Below are 15,389 nucleotides of genomic sequence, written 5' to 3' on the forward strand. Positions count from 1 at the left end.
GCGTGGGCTACGACGGCGACGACCGGTTCGAACAGCGACTGACGGATATCAAGCGCTCGCGCACCATCAAGCGCGTCCTGCAGCTCGTCGGCCTGCTCGCCCTCGGCTACCTGTTCATGCAGGCCATCGACATCGTCGGCTTCAGCATCGCCGAGATACAGAAGTACTGGCCGGAGTTCGAAGCTGCGCTCGGAGAGTTCTTCCCGATGACCACCGTCTTCGGGATTCCATTCCTCGACGTCGGCGCGTACTGGGCGTTCATCTCGCAGGGGTCCCAGTTCGGCTGGCAGTTCCCGCTCAGCGGGACGTTCCCGTTCGTCCAGTCGCCGCTCACCATCACGACGACGCCCGACGCGACGTACGAGCCCCTCTGGGACCTCGCCATCGAGACGCTCGCGATGGGCTTCGTAGGAACGGTACTGGGCTTCCCGCTCGCGATGCTGTTCGGCGTCCTCGGCTCCGAGCGCGTCACCCCGTTCCCGTTCAACTTCATCTTCCGCGGAGTGATGTCGACCATCCGCGCGATTCCGGCGCTCATCTGGGCGCTCATCTACATCCCGCTCGGTGGGCTGAGCCCGTTCACGGCCGTCCTCGCAATCGGGACCGACACCGTCGGGAACATGGGTCGGCTGTTCACCGACGAGCTCGAAGAGGTCGAAGACGGCCCCATCGAGGGTATCGAGTCGACGGGCGCGAACCGCCCGCAGACCATCGTCTTCGGGATGCTCTCGCAGGTCTACACCTCCTTCATCGCGTGGGCGCTGTACATCCTGGAGATAAACACTCGTATCGCGGTGACGATGGGACTCATCGGCGCGGGCGGTATCGGCCAGGTGCTTCGCTCCGAGCAGCGCTTCTTCAACGGGACGAACATCCTCGCGACCATCCTCGTCATCCTCGTGCTCGTGGTGAGCGTCGAGATGATCTCACAGCGGACCCGTGCGTACCTCCGCGGCGAGTGGGAGCCGATGAGCATGATGGAACTGCTCGTCGGGTTCCCTCGCCGGATGGCCGAGTCGCTGACGAAGTAACTATCTAGAACTCGCCCAGGCGCGACTGCCCGCTCTCGTTCTCCTCTCGTTCCACACCCGCCAGCGACGACGCCGTCGCCAGCGTCTCCTCGAACGGCTCGCGCTGGCTCCGGTCGTACAGCGTCGCCGCGGGGTGCAGGCAGAGCAGGACCCGCCGCGGTTCGTCGCCGATGCGGACCTCCTCGACGGTTCCGGTCTCCTTCGTCACGGCGATGGAGCGTCCGAGCAGGTGCTCGCCGGGGACCTTCCCGAGCGTGACGATGACCTCGGGGTCGACGAGCGATATCTCCTCTTCGAGGTAGTCACGACAGTTCGCCAGCTCCTGTTTGCGCGGGTCGCGGTTGTCCGGCGGCCGGCAGCGGACGCAGTTCGTGATACGGACCGTCTCGCGGTCGAGACCGACGGTCCGGAGGACGTCGGTCAGCACGTCGCCGGAACGTCCCACGAACGGCTCGCCCTCGGCGTCCTCCTGTGCACCCGGTGCCTCGCCGACGAACAGCACGTCCGCGTCGTCGGGGCCGACCCCGTTGACGATTCGGCTGCGCGACTCGACGAGGCGCGGGCACCGCTTGCACTCGGTCACGCAGAGTCCGTCCATGTTCTCCATAGACGAGAGGGCGCGGCGGGCGTACCTAATCCCTGCGGACGGGAGGCGAGAGACGGCAGGTCATCCCCGCCGCAGCGAATCGCCCGCCCGTGCCGCGAACCGGGCGACTCGCAGCGGCTCGGGACGGCCGCCCTCGGGGGTGAACGCCCGGACCACGTCGCGTGCCTCGGACGGGTCGACGCCCACGGCCCTGACGTAGACAATCTCGCCGTTCACCTCGACGGGGTCGCGGCCCGGCTGGGACCGGTACGTCTCCAGCCGCCGGTCGCGTTCATCGCCCGAGAACGCCTCCATGATGGCGGTCTCGAGCCCCTGGCTCTCCTCGTACGTGACCGAGAGAACGGGACGGTCGAGGTCTCGGTGGAGGCGGCGCATGTCGAGGACGTTGTACCACGCGAGCGCGATGCCCGAGACCAGCACGTACTGGACGTCCTCGCGGCCGAGGTCGGCGTAGATGTCGCTGATGGCATCCGTCACGTCCATTCCGCCGACCGTACACGTCGCAAAAGAGAGGCCGTCGACGACCCTGCTCGCCCGTACGACCACTCCGGCGAGCGTGCTCACATCGTCGTGGAACGACTCTGCGACACCCAGCGCACGCACACCGGGCTTCATCGGTTCGCTACTCCGATTTGATGTCCTTCAGCCGGTCGAGCAGTTCGTCGTTCGAGGCGCCGTTCTCGAACTCTACTCGTCCCTCGTGGTTCGTACTTCGCGTGTCCACCTGTTCCTCGTCGAGTTCTGTGTCGATGCTCTGGTTCGATTGTTCCGACTCATCGTAGCTCCCGAAGCCCATGCGGATAGGCATAATCGTTATAGACTCAAAAAAACCACGGCCACGCGTTGGCGACGAGACACGTACGGCGTCGTCTCAGCCCGTCATCGTTTTCAGCCATCCCCGCAATGTCGAGGTATGGACGTCCACCACGTCACGGCCGATGCCGACGTGTTCACCTGCAACGCCTACCTCGTCACCGGCGAGCGGACGACACTCGTCGACGCCGGGGCGATGGAGGGCGTCGTCGACGCCGTCCGTGAACTCACCGACCAGCTCGATCAGGTCGTCCTCACCCACCAGCACGGTGACCACGTGAGCCAGCTCGACGCCGTCCTCGACGCGTTCGACTGCGACTGTTACGCCTACGGTGACCACCCGAGGCGGACCCACAACGTCGACGACGGAGACGAGGTCCGAATCGGCGACGAGACCTTCGAGGTCGTCTACACGCCGGGTCACGCCGCCGACCACGTCGCCTACGTCAGCGAGACGACCCTGTTCTCCGGCGACGTCGTCGTCCACAACGACGCCGCCTTCGACTACGGCAGCTTCGGGCGGACCGACATGGCCGGCCAGTCGCGCGAGCGGCTCATCGAGAGCATCAAACACCTGCTCGAACGCATGCCCGACTCGGTCGAGCACATGTACTCGGGCCACGGCGACGTCTTCCACGGTGACGTGACCGACGTGGTCGAGACGGCGCTGTCGAGGGCGGAGCGGCGAGAGCCGAAGTATCCGGACGAGTAGCGGACGAGGGAACGGGGGACGGAGTAGAGACTCCAGAGCGCGCGAGTTCCGAGAGGAAGGACGCGAGCCGATTCAGGCTGCGCGCTTCTCTTTGGCCTTCGGGCGCAGCTTCTGGTAGCCGCACTTTCGGCACTTCTCGGCGCGCTTCGGGTTGCGCGCGTTGCACCGCATGCAGATCATCTTCTCGAGCGACCGCTTGACCGCAGCATCGAACTTAGCCATATTCGTGACACAGGGAGGTGCGGGTAAAAGCGTTTCCGAGTCTCGCCAGGGACCGGCCCCTCAGTTCCGCGTCGCGGCACCTGCTACAGGGGGACCGTTATCTCGAGGGTATCGTACTGCGGGATGGGTCGGATCTCGCCGGCGTGGTCGACCAGGTCGAGCAGGTCGTACTGCGCCAGGATTCCGAGGACATGCTCGACCTTCTCCTGGTCGCGCCCGAGCGTGTCGGCGACGGCGGCCGCGGTGGTCGGATGTTGGTCGGAGACGACGCGGAGGATGCGGAGGTGCGACGGCGCGAGCAGTCGGCCGAGCTCCTCCTCGCTTCGGATACTGAGAGCGTCCCTGTCGCCCTTTCCGAGGCGAGCGTAGAACTCCTCCGCCGACTCGAGACGAACACAGAGCGTGTTTTCGGACCTGCCGTCGGTGTCGAGTTCCGTCATCTCACCGCCTCACCCACCGGGTCGTGACGGGTTGTCGAGCGTCCATGCAACTACTCGTCCGGGTGGCCACAAGAATTTTATGTTGGATTAGGTAGATTCACCGGAGCCAACGTGTTCCGACAGAATCAGTTCTAGCGTCCTCGCCTCAGCCCAGTCGTGCAACGAGGTCCGACCCCTCGACGTACGGGATTCCCTCCCGGTCGGCGTACGCCCGGGCATCGGCGGGGGTCAGCGCCTCGCCGGTCTCGTCGTCCAGCATCTCACAGACGACGACGGCGGGCGGCACGGCGGCCGCCTCGGCGAGCGCGACGCCGAGTTCGGTGTGGCCGAGGCGCTGGTCGAGGAGGCCCGGTGCGGCGCGGAGCAGGTGGACGTGACCGGGCGCGCGGAACTCCTCGACGAAGGGGAACGACTCGGGTGACGCGGCGGCCTCTGCCAGCTTCGTGATGGTCAACGAGCGGTCGCTATCGGGGATACCGGTGTAAGTGTCGCGGTGGTTGACCGTGAGCGAGAACGAGGAGCGCTCGTCGTAACCGAGTTCGTGGTCGGCTGCGAGCGGGTGGTCTATCTCCTCCTGGACGAACGGGAGGTCGAACGCCGCGGCGACCTCGTCAGAGAGGGCGACGCAGACGAGGCCACCCGCGTCGTTCCGCATTCGCGCGACCGCGTCGGGCGTGACGGCACCGGCCGGGTAGACGATGTCGGTCTCCCCCTCGCGGTCGGCGGCGTCGTGGATACAGACGGGCTCACCCGCTCGGAAGGCGGCGATAGCGGCGTCGACGTCCGTCTCGGTCTCCGCGCCAGTCTCGGGGTCTGACTGCGTGTGCTGACTGTGGGACATCTACCGGTCCTCCACGTAGACCGTGACGTGATCGTCGTCGGCCAGCTCGAGTGCGTCCCGGAGCTTGTCCGGCGCGATGATTTCCAGCTGGTCCTCGTCGTGGTGAGTCCGTTCTGGCGCGATCGTGTGTGCCTCCTCGTACCGTTCGCCGTCGGCCGTCTCGACGGTCGCGGGGTAACAGACGCAGGGACCGTAGGTTCGCTCGTCGTCCTCCCAGCCGTCGATGGGAACCGGGTCCATCGACTCCATCGCGGAGCGTCGACGGACGCTCTCGGGCCCGAGTTCGACGTTGAGGGTGCCGGCGAACGGTTCGTAGCCGAGACGCTCCGTGAACTGGGCCATGTATCCCGGAAGCGAGATGTAGTGGCGGCCTTCGCCCATGCCACCCGTAACGCGGCCGGTCAGTTCGATGCTCGACCGTCCCTCGAAGATGGTCCGGTAGTCCTCGTACTCGGTACGGAGGGCACGCTCGCCGGCGTCGGTGAGCGAGACCCACTGCCCGTCCGTGACGGTCTCCCGTTCGACGTAACCGGCATCTTCGAGACGCTGGAGGCGTCGAGAGGCGGTCTGGTTGGAGGCGTCCAGCCGGTCCGCGAGCCCGGCGCACGATACTTTAATCTCGCCTTCGATGGCCCCGTCGAGGGCCAGTAACTTGGCGACGGCGAGTTCGTCGTGGCCGACCGCGAACGACGCAGTCTCTGACATAGACGTGGCTTGGAACGGTCGACACATAAGCATGCCGAATATGGGATGCATTCCACAAATGTTATGCAAGGGGGCGTCGAGATGCGTACCAGAAACGAGACTCACGTTGTGAGTTCTCGCGTCCCCGCTAAAAGCCACCGGTTCCGGCGAGCCAGACACGAGCCAAAACCCTTACATCTAAAGCAATCTTTTACCTGCCCGTATTGAGTGATGCCAGGCCAACCTGCTGTGCTGTGGCTCGCACCCTCCGACGCGACCGGATTCGTCTCGGGTGACGACGTCGACTTCGAGGTCGAACGGTGCATCACGTCCACGCGGACGACCGCTGGTTCTCTCGCTGAACGCCTCCTCGACGCCGAACCGGACTGTCTGGTCTGTGCGTACGAACTCGACGGCTCATTCGACGGTCTCGACGTGGTCTCTGCGATTCGCGAGCGAGATCAGTCCCTCCCCATCGTCCTCTACACCGACTCACCGGATGGAGAGGTCGCGAGCGAAGCGACGCGTCTCGACGTCACGCGGTACTGTTACCGCGAGGAACTGGCACGCACTGTTCGAGAGCTGCTCTCGGGATTCGTCGGGTCGACGGTCACGGACCAGCGCGAAGCATTCCGGCGCTTACACGAGTACGTCACCGACGACGAGGCTGACCTCGAGACCACCGCGGAACGGCTTCTTCGCCTGGGCAGTACGTACCTCGGCCTCACCATCGGGTTCGTCACGAGGATCACCGAGGACACACAGCACGTCGTCACCGCGGTCGGTCGGCATCCGGATCTGGCGGTGGGCGAGAGCGCGCCGATCACCGAGAGTTACTGCCGTTACACCGTCAACTCCGACGAGCTCGTCGAGTTCCAGGACGCCGCGACCGAACTCGCGGACGACCCCGCCTACGACCGGTTCGGGCTTGGCTGTTACATCGGCGGGAAACTCGTCGTCAACGGCGAACGCTACGGCACCCTCTGTTTCGCCGACGAGAGCGCACGCGAGGTAACCTTCTCACCGGCCGAGCGTCAGTTCGTCGAGGTGATGGTCGACTGGTTCACCGAGGCCCTCGAACACCGGCGCGCCGACCGTAATCGCCGGGAGGCGACCGACAGACTGGAACAGGTCCTCAAGCGGATCGACGACGCCTTCGTCGCGCTGGATGCGGACTTGCGGTTCACGTACGCGAACCAGCGCGCCGGGAAGGTCCTCGGGAAGCCGGTCGGCGACCTCGTCGGCCGCGATATCGATTCTGCCCTCGATGCCCCCGAGGCGGAGTCGTTCGTAAGCGAGTGCCGCAACGCGCTGCGAACCCAGCAGCCCACCTCGTTCGAGCGCTACGCCGACGTCCTCTCGGCCTGGTTCGAGGTCAACGTCTATCCCTCCTCCGACGGGCTCTCCGTCTACTTCCGGAACGTGACCGAGCAGAAGCGTCGCGAGACCATGTTGAACGGACTGCTCGAGACGACGCGTCGTCTCATGCGGGCGGAGGACGCAGAGAGCGTCGCACAGGTCGTCGTCAACGCGGCGGTGACGGTCCTCTCGCTGGACTACGTCGTCGTCCGGCTGTACGATCAAGAACGGGACGAGCTTCATCCTGTCGCGAGCACGGCCTCCGTCGACCAGGAGATGCCACCCCGACCGACGTACAGCCGTGACGAGGGCAACCCCGGGACGGCGCTGACCGGTGGTGAGGCGTTCGACCGCGCCGTCGAACTCGGTCCCGTTCGGTCCGCACGGTACGTGCCACTCGGCGACAGGGGCGTCGTCTGCGTCGGCGCGACCGAAGCGAACCCCGTCGACGACGTGAGCAAGGGCGTCCTCGACGTGCTCGCGACGAACGCGACCGCGGCGCTCGAACGAGCGGCGAGTCAGGACCGCCTCCGCCAGTACGAGACCGTCCTCGAGAACGTCAACGACATGCTCTACGTCCTCGACGAACGCGGCCGGTACAGCTACGTCACCGAACCGTTCGCGAGCTTCGTCGGCTGTGACCGCGAGGAGCTCCTCGGACAACGACCCAGCCGCTTCCTCGAACTCGAGACCGAAGACGACAGCCCCGTCCCGGGCTTCGACCTCGACGACGACGAGAACCCGAACACCACCGGCGAGACGACCATCGTCACTGCCGACGGCGAACGGATTCCGGCGACACTCGAGCTGACGCTGTTACCGTCCGACGACGATGGGGCGTTCCCGGGAGCGGTCGTCACGGTCCACGACATCTCGGACCTCCATCGGACCCGCGAGGAGCTCGAAGCCGAGAACCAGCGCTTTCGCCACCTGTTCGAACATATCCCTGACCCGGTTGTCGAGAACACCTTCGAGGACGACGAACCACTCATCGACCGCGTGAACCCCGCGTTCGAGAGCGTCTTCGGCTACGAGAACGAGGAGGTAATCGGTCGGTCGACGAACGACCTCATCGTCCCGGACGAACAAGAGGTCGAGGCGAAACGGTTCGACGAGGCGACTGCGGACCACGACGTGGTCACCGGCGAGGTCCGTCGACAGACCGCAACCGGGGAACGCGACTTCCTCTTCAGGGGCGTCAGCTACCAGGTGGAAGACGGCGAGGCCCGCGACGGTTACGGCATCTACACCGACATCACCGACCAGAAAGAACAGAAACGACGACTGGAGGTCCTCCACACCGTTCTCCGCCACAATCTTCGGACCGAACTCACGCTCGTCCGTGGCTACGTCGACCTGCTCGAAGGACAGGTCGACGACACGTCACACATCGACGACCTCCGCGAGGCGGTGACCGCCATCGAACGTCTCAGTGCGAAAGCGCGAACCCTCGAGCGTGTCGTCTCCGCCGACGACGACGAGCCAGCGGACCTGATAGACGTGGTTCCACGCCTCCGTAACTGCATCGCCGAGGCCCGCGAACGGTATCCCGCCGTCGAGTTCGTCACGGACCTCCCCGACTCGGCGGTGGCACGTGCCGACAGTCGACTCGAACTCGCGGTCGAGAACCTGCTCGAGAACGCGGTCGAGCACGGTGTCGGACTCGACGGCTACCAGGGCGACCACCCGGAAGACGGAGCAATCGGGACGGTCACGGTCACCGCCGAGGTCGCTGGCGACGCCGTGGAGATCCGTGTCGTCGACCATGGGCCAGGAATCTCCGACCGGGAGCGAGAGCTCGTCCAGGGGAAACGCGACATCACACAGCTCGAACACGGGAGCGGCCTCGGCCTGTGGGTCGTCGCAGCCGCAGTGCAGGCGCTCGACGGCGTCCTCACATTCGGCGACCCGGACGTCGGGTGTGAGGTCGTCGTCCGCCTCCCGACGGACGATCACCAGTCGACGGACGGCCAGAAGTACTGAAACCGTCGGTAGACGCCAGACGGCAGTCAGTAGTCGACCAGCGGGTCGCGCTCCCAGAACTCGCTCTGCTTGTTCAGCTTCGGAACCCACGTATCCGAGTCGCGCGCGAGCAGGGTGACACGCGACTGGGGGACCTCCTTCAACGTGTCGTGGTCGGGCATGTGGTCCTGAACCTCGCGAGTGAACTCGACGACCTCCTCGTGGCTGGGCATCGCGGACCGGTCCAGTCTCCCGCGCGAGTGGCCGACGTGCATGTACGCCTTCAGCTCGACGAAGTCCGGGTCGGCCCGGTCGTAGAAGGCGGCGTACCAGTCCGGGTCCTTCATGTTCTCGCCCTTGACCAGCGTCGTCCGGAGGACCGTCCGCGTGTCCTCCTTCTCTGCGAGCACGTCCATCGTCTCGAGAAGTCGCTCCCACGCGTCGTCCTCGACCGCCTTGACCACGTTGTCGAAGGTGTGGCGCTCCGCGGCGTCGACCGAGACGTACAGCTGGGTCGGCTCGCAGCGCCGGAGCAGGTCCGGGTTCGTCCCGTTCGAGACGAGGAAGGTGGTGATGTCACGCTCGTGGAACTCGTCGATGAGCTCCGGCAGGTACGGGTACAGCGTCGGCTCGCCGTCGAGCGAGATGGCGACGTGGCGCGGCTCCATCGCCTGGTCGAACACCTCGCGAGGGACCTCGTCGTTGCCGCCGTAGCCCGACAGCAGCTCCCGCTGGAGTTCGAGGCTCGCGTCGGCCACCGCGGCCGGGTCGTCCCACTCCACGTCGCCGAACTCGTAGGCGTGGCCCGCGTGGTCCCGCCAGCAGAAGACGCATCGCTCGTTGCACTTGACGACCGGCGTCATCTGGATGCACCGATGGGATTCGATGCCGTAGAACGCGTACTTGTAGCACTTCCCGTCACCCGACAGCGCGTTCTTCGTCCAGCCGCAGGTCTGTGCGGCCGTGTGGTTCCGGCTGTGGTAGTTCGGGTCCGAGACCTGCATCGGTCCGCCCCCGCTCTCCTCGGAGTCGCTCATGCTGGGCGGGTTCGTCGGCCGAGGGGAAAAACGGACTGGTGCTGCGGTCGCCGACGGGAGCACGGCGGCGACGGAAGCGCGGCCGACGACGAGAGCGGTCAGAACTGACCGTGATTAGGTGAGGTTGGCGAGGAACGTGTTGTCGTCCTCGTCCTCGTCGTCGTGCTTCTTACCCTTCTTCTTGCCCTTGTCCTCGCCCTTCTTCTTGCCCTTTTCGTCCTTCTTCTCCTCTTTCTCGTCCTTCTTCTCCTCTTTCTCGTCCTTCTCGTCGTCTATCTCGCCGTCTTCTTCCTCTTCGACCCACTCGGCAACGTCCTCCTCGTCGTCGTCACCGACGACTATCTCGACCGAATCGTCCTCGGTCGTGGTCTCGGTCTCGGTGGACGTCTGCGTCGACGTCTCACCGTCACCGTCACCGTCGTCGGTCGTCGGCCGGGCCGGCTGGTCGTCTCCGCCGGACGCGGTCGACGGGTCGGCGTCTGCCACCTCGGGCGTCGACACGAAACCGGGCCCGACGAACGATACGGCGAGACCACTCGCGAGCAGCAGTACCCCGAACACCGCCAACAGCCTCTGGGGTCGGGTCATACCCGGTGCTTGTGACCGGAGGGGCTTTGCTACGGGCTGGATAAGCGTTTCTCGGTCGTCCCCAGAACCGTTTCACTCTGTTTCTCCACCGGACCACGTCCGGCGATTCCTCACTGAACGGCGCGAACAGTACGGAGACCGCCACATTCCTGCGTTCGAGAGGTTTATCAGATCAGGACGGTCTGCGGAGCCTCGACATTCAGAAACCCCTTTACCGGTGAGAACGGAACTGTGGCCTATGTTCCTGCAACTGCGGACGGAGGTCGAAGACGCCCTCACGTCGGCGCTCTCGGCGCTCGACCTCCCCACGGACGACCTCGGTATCGAGACGCCACCGGAAGACGTCCCGGCCGTATTGGCCTCGAGCGTCGCCTTCCGACTGGCCAGCGAGGTCGGCGCACCGCCGCCGAAGGTCGCGGCCGACGTCGCCGGCGAGATCGACCCGGACGACTACGAGTACGTCGGCGGCATCGAGACCCAGGGACCGTACATCAACGTCCTCCCCAGCGCAGCCTACTTCCAGGGCACGCTCCAGTCCGGGCAGGCCGACGACTACGGAAGCCTCCCTTCGAAGGACGAGTCCGTCGTCGTCGAACACACTTCCGCGAACCCGACCGGCCCGGTCCACGTCGGCCGTGCCCGCAACCCAATCGTCGGTGACGCCGTCGCGAACGCGCTGGACTACGCCGGCTACGACGTCGACCGCCACTACTACGTCAACGACGCCGGCCGCCAGATGGCCGTCTTCACGTGGGCCTACGAGACCTTCGACGAGGACGATTTCGACGCACCACCGGAGCGCGACCGCATCGAGTACGACCTCGTTCGCTACTACCGCAAGGGCAACGCGTACCTGGAGGAGGCCGACCCCGAGGACGTCGAAGAGGCCGAGGCCGAGATACAGGCCATCATGCAGGGCCTCGAGGAGGGTGACGACGAGACCCACGAGCGCGTCTCGACCGTCGTCGACCAGGTCCTTTCCGGGATGCAGGAGTGTCTCGCCCGCCTGCCAGCCGAGTTCGACGAGTTCGTCAAGGAGACGCGGTTCATGCGCGACGGCTCGACCGACGAGGTCGTCGACCGGCTCAAGGAGTCCAAGTACGCCGTCTACGAGGAGGACGCCTGGCAGCTCGACCTGAGCGAGTGGGACATCGAGAAGAACTTCGTCTTCCTGCGCTCCGACGATACGACGCTCTACACGACCCGCGACCTGGCCCACCACGAGTGGAAGTTCGCGAACTACGACCGCGCCGTCACCATCCTCGGCGAGGACCAGGCGCTCCACGCGAGCCAGCTCCGTGCCGCCCTCGACATCCTCGGCAACGACACCGAGAAGCTGACCGAGGTGCTGTACGGCTGGGTCAACCTCCCCGGCGGCGAGTCGATGTCCACCCGGAAGGGAACCGGCGTCGACCTCGACGACCTGCTCGACGAGGCCATCGACCGCGCCCGCCACGAAGTCGAGACGCGCATGGAGGACCGCATCCGCGACGACGACCTCACCGACGAGGACGTCGAGCGAATCGCGCACCAGGTCGGTATCGGCGCGGTCCGCTACGACATCGTCTCCAAGCAGCCGACGAAGGCCATCACGTTCGAGTGGGACCGTGCACTCGACTTCGAGGCACAGTCCGCGCCGTACGTCCAGTACGTCCACGCGCGCTGCTGTGGCATCCTCGACGACGCCGAGGAGATTCCGGACGAGGTCGACGCGAGCGTCCTCACCGCGCAGGAAGAGGAGGACCTGCTCCGCGTCATCGCCCGGTTCCCGGCCGTCATCGAGGAAGCCGCCGAGGACCTCGAACCCCACACGGTGGCGACCTACACGCGCAAGTTCGCGGAGACGTTCAACGCCTTCTACCGGGAGTGTCCCGTCCTGAAGGAGGAGGACGACGAGGTGCGCCAGGCGCGCATCGCGCTCGTCGACGCCTCGCGCCACACTATCGCCAACGCACTCGGCATCCTCGGGGTCGCCGCACCCCGCTCGATGTAAACACGGCGCGGCGCACGACACGAAGTTCGTTCTTCCCCCAGCCAGGCCCGGAGAACGGAGCTATCGCTCTCGCGGGTATCGTACTCGAACAGGAGACTACGGGCCGGGCGGCCGCTCAGTTGTTCGCTTCGGCGTCCGGAATCTCGACCGCGTCGTCCTCGTCGCCGTCGATTTCGGAGATGGCCGCGGAGACGTCGTCCTCGCTGGCAGCCTTCGAACCGTCTTCTGCGGCTCCGGCGTTTCCGTTGGTTCCCGTCCCGCTCGACGCCTGTGTGGCCGACGACGCACTCTGACCGAAGTAGGGTCGGTCGTCGGACGAGGCGTTGCCGACGAGTCTCGCCGCGAGGAACCGGTACGCTCTGGAGGCTGGACTCCGCGGCTCGTGGACCACCAGTGGGGTTCCCTCGTAGACGCTCTGACGGACGCTGTCGTCCTCGGGGATGGTGGCCAACAGCGGCAGGTCGAGTCGTTCGGCTATCTGCTCGTGGTCGATGTCACCGGTGGGGCGCGTGCGCGTGAGGACGAGCCCAGCCAGTGAACCGCCCGCCTTCCCGGTGAGGTCGGAGGTCTTGCGCGCGTCCTGGATGGAGGCCGGTTCGGGCGTCGAGACCAGGATGACCGCGTCGGCGAGGCCGAGCGGGAGTACCGTCTCGTGGCTCACCCCGGCGCCGACGTCGAGCAACACGAAGTCGAACTCCTCACGGAGCGCCTCGACGACGTCGCCGAGGTTCTCCGTCTGCACGCTGGCGTAGCTGTCGAGGTCGATGCCGCTCGGTACCGCCCAGATGCCGTCCGCGAGCTCGTACGTGGCGTCCATCGGGGCGGCCTCCCCGGCGAGCACCTCGTGGAGCGTTGTCGAGTCGGCGGAGAGGCTCACGAAGCCCGCGAGGTTCGCCATGCCGAGGTCGACGTCGACGATGACGACCCGGTTTCCCGCCCCGGCGAGTGCGGTACCGAGGTTCACCGTGGTCGTCGTCTTGCCGACGCCACCTTTTCCGCTGGCAATCGCGTACACCGTCTCCTGCGTGGTCATTGTAGATGGGTAGACTCCCGGATGACTAATAAAACATTGAGAGGGATGCGGTAGCACGCAGCCGTCGTGTAATATTAGTTAGCAGATGAGGGTACGACTGTCGTCGTAGAGTGGCGAACAGGCGGCGCGTTCCTCTCGACCGGCGGCGCGCCGCACACCCGCCTCGACTCGCCGGTCGGCTCCCGTCAGGACACGCCCTCTCTGGGCCCGTTCTCGTATATGAATCTGGGGCCAGGACGACAGCGGGGGACAGCCGCCGCCGACGCCGAGAATCGACATCCCGCGTCGCCTCGGTCTCGTTCGTGCGACAAAGAACAGTTACTTACCGCCTGCGTGGTCTAGAGCCACCAATGAGTGGAGACGAGGGCGAGACACCGTCCGACCGAAAGAAGTACGAGTTCCAGAAGGTCATCGAGGAGCTCCAGGACTACGAGGGGTCGGGGACGCAGCTCGTCACTATCTACGTGCCGGAGGACAAGCAGATAAGCGACGTGGTCGCCCACGTCACCCAGGAGCACAGCGAGGCGGCCAACATCAAGTCGAAACAGACGCGGACCAACGTGCAGGACGCCCTCACCAGCATCAAGGACCGTCTGCGCTACTACAAGAACCCGCCGGAGAACGGCATGGTCCTGTTCTCGGGCGCCATCGACACCGGCGGCGGCCAGACCGACATGGTCACCAAGGTGCTCGAAGGCCCGCCGCAGCCCGTCGAGTCGTTCCGCTACCACTGCGACTCGGCGTTCCTGACCGAGCCGCTCGAGCATATGCTCGCGGACCAGGGCCTGTACGGCCTCATCGTCCTCGACCGGCGCGAGGCGAACGTCGGCTGGCTGCGCGGCAAGCGCGTCGAGCCCGTCAAGTCCGCCTCCTCGCTCGTCCCCGGCAAGCAGCGCAAGGGTGGTCAGTCCGCCCAGCGTTTCGCCCGCCTGCGCCTCGAGGCCATCGACAACTTCTACCAGGAGGTCGCGGAGATGGCCGACGAGCTGTTCGTCCCCGAGCGCCACGAGCTCGACGGCGTCCTCGTCGGCGGTCCCTCTCCGACCAAGGACGAGTTCATGGACGGCGAGTACCTCCACCACGAGGTCCAGGACCTCGTCCTCGGCAAGTTCGACGTCGCCTACACCGACGAGTCCGGCCTCTACGACCTCGTCGACGCCGCCGAGGAGGTGCTGGCCGACGCGGAGATCATGGAGGACAAGAACCTCATGGAGGAGTTCTTCAAGCAGCTCCACAACGGCAACAAGGCCACCTACGGGTTCGAGCCGACCCGCCAGAACCTCGTCATGGGCTCGGTCGAGACGCTGCTCATCTCCGAGGACCTCCGCGACGACGTCGCCGTCTACGAGTGCGGCGACAAGGAGGAGTACGAGGTCATCGACCACCGGAAGAACACGCCGACCCACGAGTGCGAGGACGGCACCGAGGTCGAGGCCGAGTACCGCGAGGACGTCATCGAGTTCCTCATGGGCATCGCCGACGAGCGCGGCACCGACACGAAGTTCATCTCCACGGACTTCGAGAAGGGTGAACAGCTGCTCAACGCGTTCGGTGGCATCGCAGGTATACTGCGGTACTCGACCGGCGTCTAAGCGCCAGAGAACGGACGGCCGACTACTCCTCTTCGCTCTCTACGCCCCAGTCGAGTAGCTGTTCGAGCTGGCTCCGTCGCCTGCCGATAGCGACCACCGGACTCAGCGACGAATCCGCCTCCAGTTCCTCGAGCGCGAGCATCGGGTCGACGCCGCGGGCTTCGATGCTCGTCAACAGCTCCTCTATCTTCGGGCGGTTGAGCGCGAGCGACTTCATCAGTCCCACCACGAGCGCGATCTCCGCCGCCGCTTCCTCGTCGGCGGGGAACGCGTCACTCACCTGTGTCAGGTCGGTCGGTGGCGTGTCTCCCTCCGCGGGCTGGAGGCTGAGACACGACGTACAGATGGCTGCGGCGGCCGCCCCACCCGGTGCGTACTCGACGGCTGCTGCCGGCACGGCGAACGTGACGGTCTCGGACCGGCACTCGGAACACTGCATGGCACACCCATCACTCCCGACCGTCTAAAAACTAGG

Annotated in this window: 16 protein-coding genes; 5 read left to right on the plus strand and 11 right to left on the minus strand. The window is 65.8% G+C overall.

Annotation, left to right across the window (positions count from 1 at the left end):
• Positions 1 to 116 precede the first annotated feature (116 nt).
• Positions 117 to 1,031, plus strand: a complete 915-nt coding sequence (gene phnE / locus ACSC1Y_RS07315; RefSeq protein WP_435334646.1) for a phosphonate ABC transporter, permease protein PhnE — start codon at positions 117 to 119, stop codon at positions 1,029 to 1,031.
• Positions 1,032 to 1,035: 4 nt separating this feature from the next.
• Here the strand turns inward: phnE and ACSC1Y_RS07320 are convergent, their stop codons facing one another.
• Genes ACSC1Y_RS07320 through ACSC1Y_RS07330 form a run of 3 tightly spaced genes read right to left on the minus strand, consistent with a single transcriptional unit; the run spans position 1,036 to position 2,434 of the window.
• Entirely contained in the window at positions 1,036 to 1,638 is a 603-nt protein-coding gene (locus ACSC1Y_RS07320) for a uracil-DNA glycosylase (RefSeq protein WP_435334088.1), read from the minus strand.
• 60 nt (positions 1,639 to 1,698) lie between these two features.
• Positions 1,699 to 2,253, minus strand: coding sequence for an endonuclease dU (locus ACSC1Y_RS07325; RefSeq protein WP_435334089.1), 555 nt, complete (start codon positions 2,251 to 2,253; stop codon positions 1,699 to 1,701).
• Positions 2,254 to 2,260: 7 nt separating this feature from the next.
• Positions 2,261 to 2,434 (minus strand): DUF5786 family protein, encoded by a 174-nt coding sequence (locus ACSC1Y_RS07330; protein ID WP_435334647.1) that lies wholly within the window; start codon positions 2,432 to 2,434, stop codon positions 2,261 to 2,263.
• A 117-nt stretch (positions 2,435 to 2,551) separates the two neighbouring features.
• Here ACSC1Y_RS07330 and ACSC1Y_RS07335 point away from each other — a divergent pair, with 117 nt between their 5' ends.
• Positions 2,552 to 3,163 carry an MBL fold metallo-hydrolase gene (locus ACSC1Y_RS07335; protein WP_435334090.1) on the plus strand — a complete coding sequence of 204 codons (612 nt, stop codon included), beginning with the start codon at positions 2,552 to 2,554 and terminating at the stop codon, positions 3,161 to 3,163.
• Between the two features lie 72 nt (positions 3,164 to 3,235).
• Here the strand turns inward: ACSC1Y_RS07335 and ACSC1Y_RS07340 are convergent, their stop codons facing one another.
• From ACSC1Y_RS07340 to ACSC1Y_RS07355, 4 genes are all read right to left on the minus strand, one after another.
• Positions 3,236 to 3,385, minus strand: coding sequence for a 50S ribosomal protein L40e (locus tag ACSC1Y_RS07340; protein WP_435334091.1), 150 nt, complete (start codon positions 3,383 to 3,385; stop codon positions 3,236 to 3,238).
• 83 nt (positions 3,386 to 3,468) lie between these two features.
• Positions 3,469 to 3,825: an HVO_A0114 family putative DNA-binding protein gene (locus ACSC1Y_RS07345; protein ID WP_435334092.1), complete on the minus strand. Its 357-nt coding sequence runs from the start codon at positions 3,823 to 3,825 to the stop codon at positions 3,469 to 3,471.
• Between the two features lie 145 nt (positions 3,826 to 3,970).
• The gene (gene ribB / locus ACSC1Y_RS07350) at positions 3,971 to 4,666 is read right to left on the minus strand and encodes a 3,4-dihydroxy-2-butanone-4-phosphate synthase (protein ID WP_435334093.1); all 696 of its coding nucleotides are present in this window, start codon (positions 4,664 to 4,666) and stop codon (positions 3,971 to 3,973) included.
• On the minus strand, positions 4,667 to 5,371 hold the full coding sequence (locus ACSC1Y_RS07355; RefSeq protein WP_435334094.1) for a DUF120 domain-containing protein: 705 nt from the start codon (positions 5,369 to 5,371) through the stop codon (positions 4,667 to 4,669).
• A 210-nt stretch (positions 5,372 to 5,581) separates the two neighbouring features.
• On the opposite strand from ACSC1Y_RS07355, the gene ACSC1Y_RS07360 reads away from it, so the two are divergent.
• Positions 5,582 to 8,692, plus strand: a complete 3,111-nt coding sequence (locus ACSC1Y_RS07360) for a PAS domain S-box protein (RefSeq protein WP_435334095.1) — start codon at positions 5,582 to 5,584, stop codon at positions 8,690 to 8,692.
• Between the two features lie 26 nt (positions 8,693 to 8,718).
• Here ACSC1Y_RS07360 and twy1 read toward each other — a convergent pair whose 3' ends face one another.
• Both twy1 and ACSC1Y_RS07370 read right to left on the minus strand, forming a co-directional pair.
• Positions 8,719 to 9,708: a 4-demethylwyosine synthase TYW1 gene (gene twy1 / locus ACSC1Y_RS07365; RefSeq protein WP_435334096.1), complete on the minus strand. Its 990-nt coding sequence runs from the start codon at positions 9,706 to 9,708 to the stop codon at positions 8,719 to 8,721.
• 114 nt (positions 9,709 to 9,822) lie between these two features.
• On the minus strand, positions 9,823 to 10,296 hold the full coding sequence (locus tag ACSC1Y_RS07370; protein WP_435334097.1) for a hypothetical protein: 474 nt from the start codon (positions 10,294 to 10,296) through the stop codon (positions 9,823 to 9,825).
• Between the two features lie 238 nt (positions 10,297 to 10,534).
• Here ACSC1Y_RS07370 and argS point away from each other — a divergent pair, with 238 nt between their 5' ends.
• Positions 10,535 to 12,289 carry an arginine--tRNA ligase gene (gene argS, locus ACSC1Y_RS07375; protein WP_435334098.1) on the plus strand — a complete coding sequence of 585 codons (1,755 nt, stop codon included), beginning with the start codon at positions 10,535 to 10,537 and terminating at the stop codon, positions 12,287 to 12,289.
• A gap of 115 nt (positions 12,290 to 12,404) precedes the next feature.
• Here argS and minD read toward each other — a convergent pair whose 3' ends face one another.
• A complete protein-coding gene (gene minD, locus ACSC1Y_RS07380; protein WP_435334099.1) occupies positions 12,405 to 13,322 on the minus strand; it encodes a cell division ATPase MinD in 918 nt (305 codons plus the stop codon).
• 350 nt (positions 13,323 to 13,672) lie between these two features.
• Here minD and prf1 point away from each other — a divergent pair, with 350 nt between their 5' ends.
• On the plus strand, positions 13,673 to 14,914 hold the full coding sequence (prf1, locus tag ACSC1Y_RS07385) for a peptide chain release factor aRF-1 (RefSeq protein ID WP_435334100.1): 1,242 nt from the start codon (positions 13,673 to 13,675) through the stop codon (positions 14,912 to 14,914).
• A gap of 22 nt (positions 14,915 to 14,936) precedes the next feature.
• Here prf1 and ACSC1Y_RS07390 read toward each other — a convergent pair whose 3' ends face one another.
• Positions 14,937 to 15,353, minus strand: coding sequence for a DUF6276 family protein (locus tag ACSC1Y_RS07390; RefSeq protein ID WP_435334101.1), 417 nt, complete (start codon positions 15,351 to 15,353; stop codon positions 14,937 to 14,939).
• Between the last annotated feature and the right edge of the window lie 36 nt (positions 15,354 to 15,389).

Source organism: Haloarchaeobius lipolyticus, from assembly GCF_051208015.1.
In the GTDB taxonomy this organism is placed as follows: domain Archaea; phylum Halobacteriota; class Halobacteria; order Halobacteriales; family Natrialbaceae; genus Haloarchaeobius.

Coding starts and splice junctions, on each gene's coding strand:
- phnE (WP_435334646.1), top strand. CDS start 117: ATGCAGGCCATCGACATCGTCGGCTTCAGCATCGCCGAGATACAGAAG.
- ACSC1Y_RS07320 (WP_435334088.1), bottom strand. CDS start 1,638: ATGGAGAACATGGACGGACTCTGCGTGACCGAGTGCAAGCGGTGCCCG.
- ACSC1Y_RS07325 (WP_435334089.1), bottom strand. CDS start 2,253: ATGAAGCCCGGTGTGCGTGCGCTGGGTGTCGCAGAGTCGTTCCACGAC.
- ACSC1Y_RS07330 (WP_435334647.1), bottom strand. CDS start 2,434: ATGGGCTTCGGGAGCTACGATGAGTCGGAACAATCGAACCAGAGCATC.
- ACSC1Y_RS07335 (WP_435334090.1), top strand. CDS start 2,552: ATGGACGTCCACCACGTCACGGCCGATGCCGACGTGTTCACCTGCAAC.
- ACSC1Y_RS07340 (WP_435334091.1), bottom strand. CDS start 3,385: ATGGCTAAGTTCGATGCTGCGGTCAAGCGGTCGCTCGAGAAGATGATC.
- ACSC1Y_RS07345 (WP_435334092.1), bottom strand. CDS start 3,825: ATGACGGAACTCGACACCGACGGCAGGTCCGAAAACACGCTCTGTGTT.
- ribB (WP_435334093.1), bottom strand. CDS start 4,666: ATGTCCCACAGTCAGCACACGCAGTCAGACCCCGAGACTGGCGCGGAG.
- ACSC1Y_RS07355 (WP_435334094.1), bottom strand. CDS start 5,371: ATGTCAGAGACTGCGTCGTTCGCGGTCGGCCACGACGAACTCGCCGTC.
- ACSC1Y_RS07360 (WP_435334095.1), top strand. CDS start 5,582: ATGCCAGGCCAACCTGCTGTGCTGTGGCTCGCACCCTCCGACGCGACC.
- twy1 (WP_435334096.1), bottom strand. CDS start 9,708: ATGAGCGACTCCGAGGAGAGCGGGGGCGGACCGATGCAGGTCTCGGAC.
- ACSC1Y_RS07370 (WP_435334097.1), bottom strand. CDS start 10,296: ATGACCCGACCCCAGAGGCTGTTGGCGGTGTTCGGGGTACTGCTGCTC.
- argS (WP_435334098.1), top strand. CDS start 10,535: ATGTTCCTGCAACTGCGGACGGAGGTCGAAGACGCCCTCACGTCGGCG.
- minD (WP_435334099.1), bottom strand. CDS start 13,322: ATGACCACGCAGGAGACGGTGTACGCGATTGCCAGCGGAAAAGGTGGC.
- prf1 (WP_435334100.1), top strand. CDS start 13,673: ATGAGTGGAGACGAGGGCGAGACACCGTCCGACCGAAAGAAGTACGAG.
- ACSC1Y_RS07390 (WP_435334101.1), bottom strand. CDS start 15,353: ATGCAGTGTTCCGAGTGCCGGTCCGAGACCGTCACGTTCGCCGTGCCG.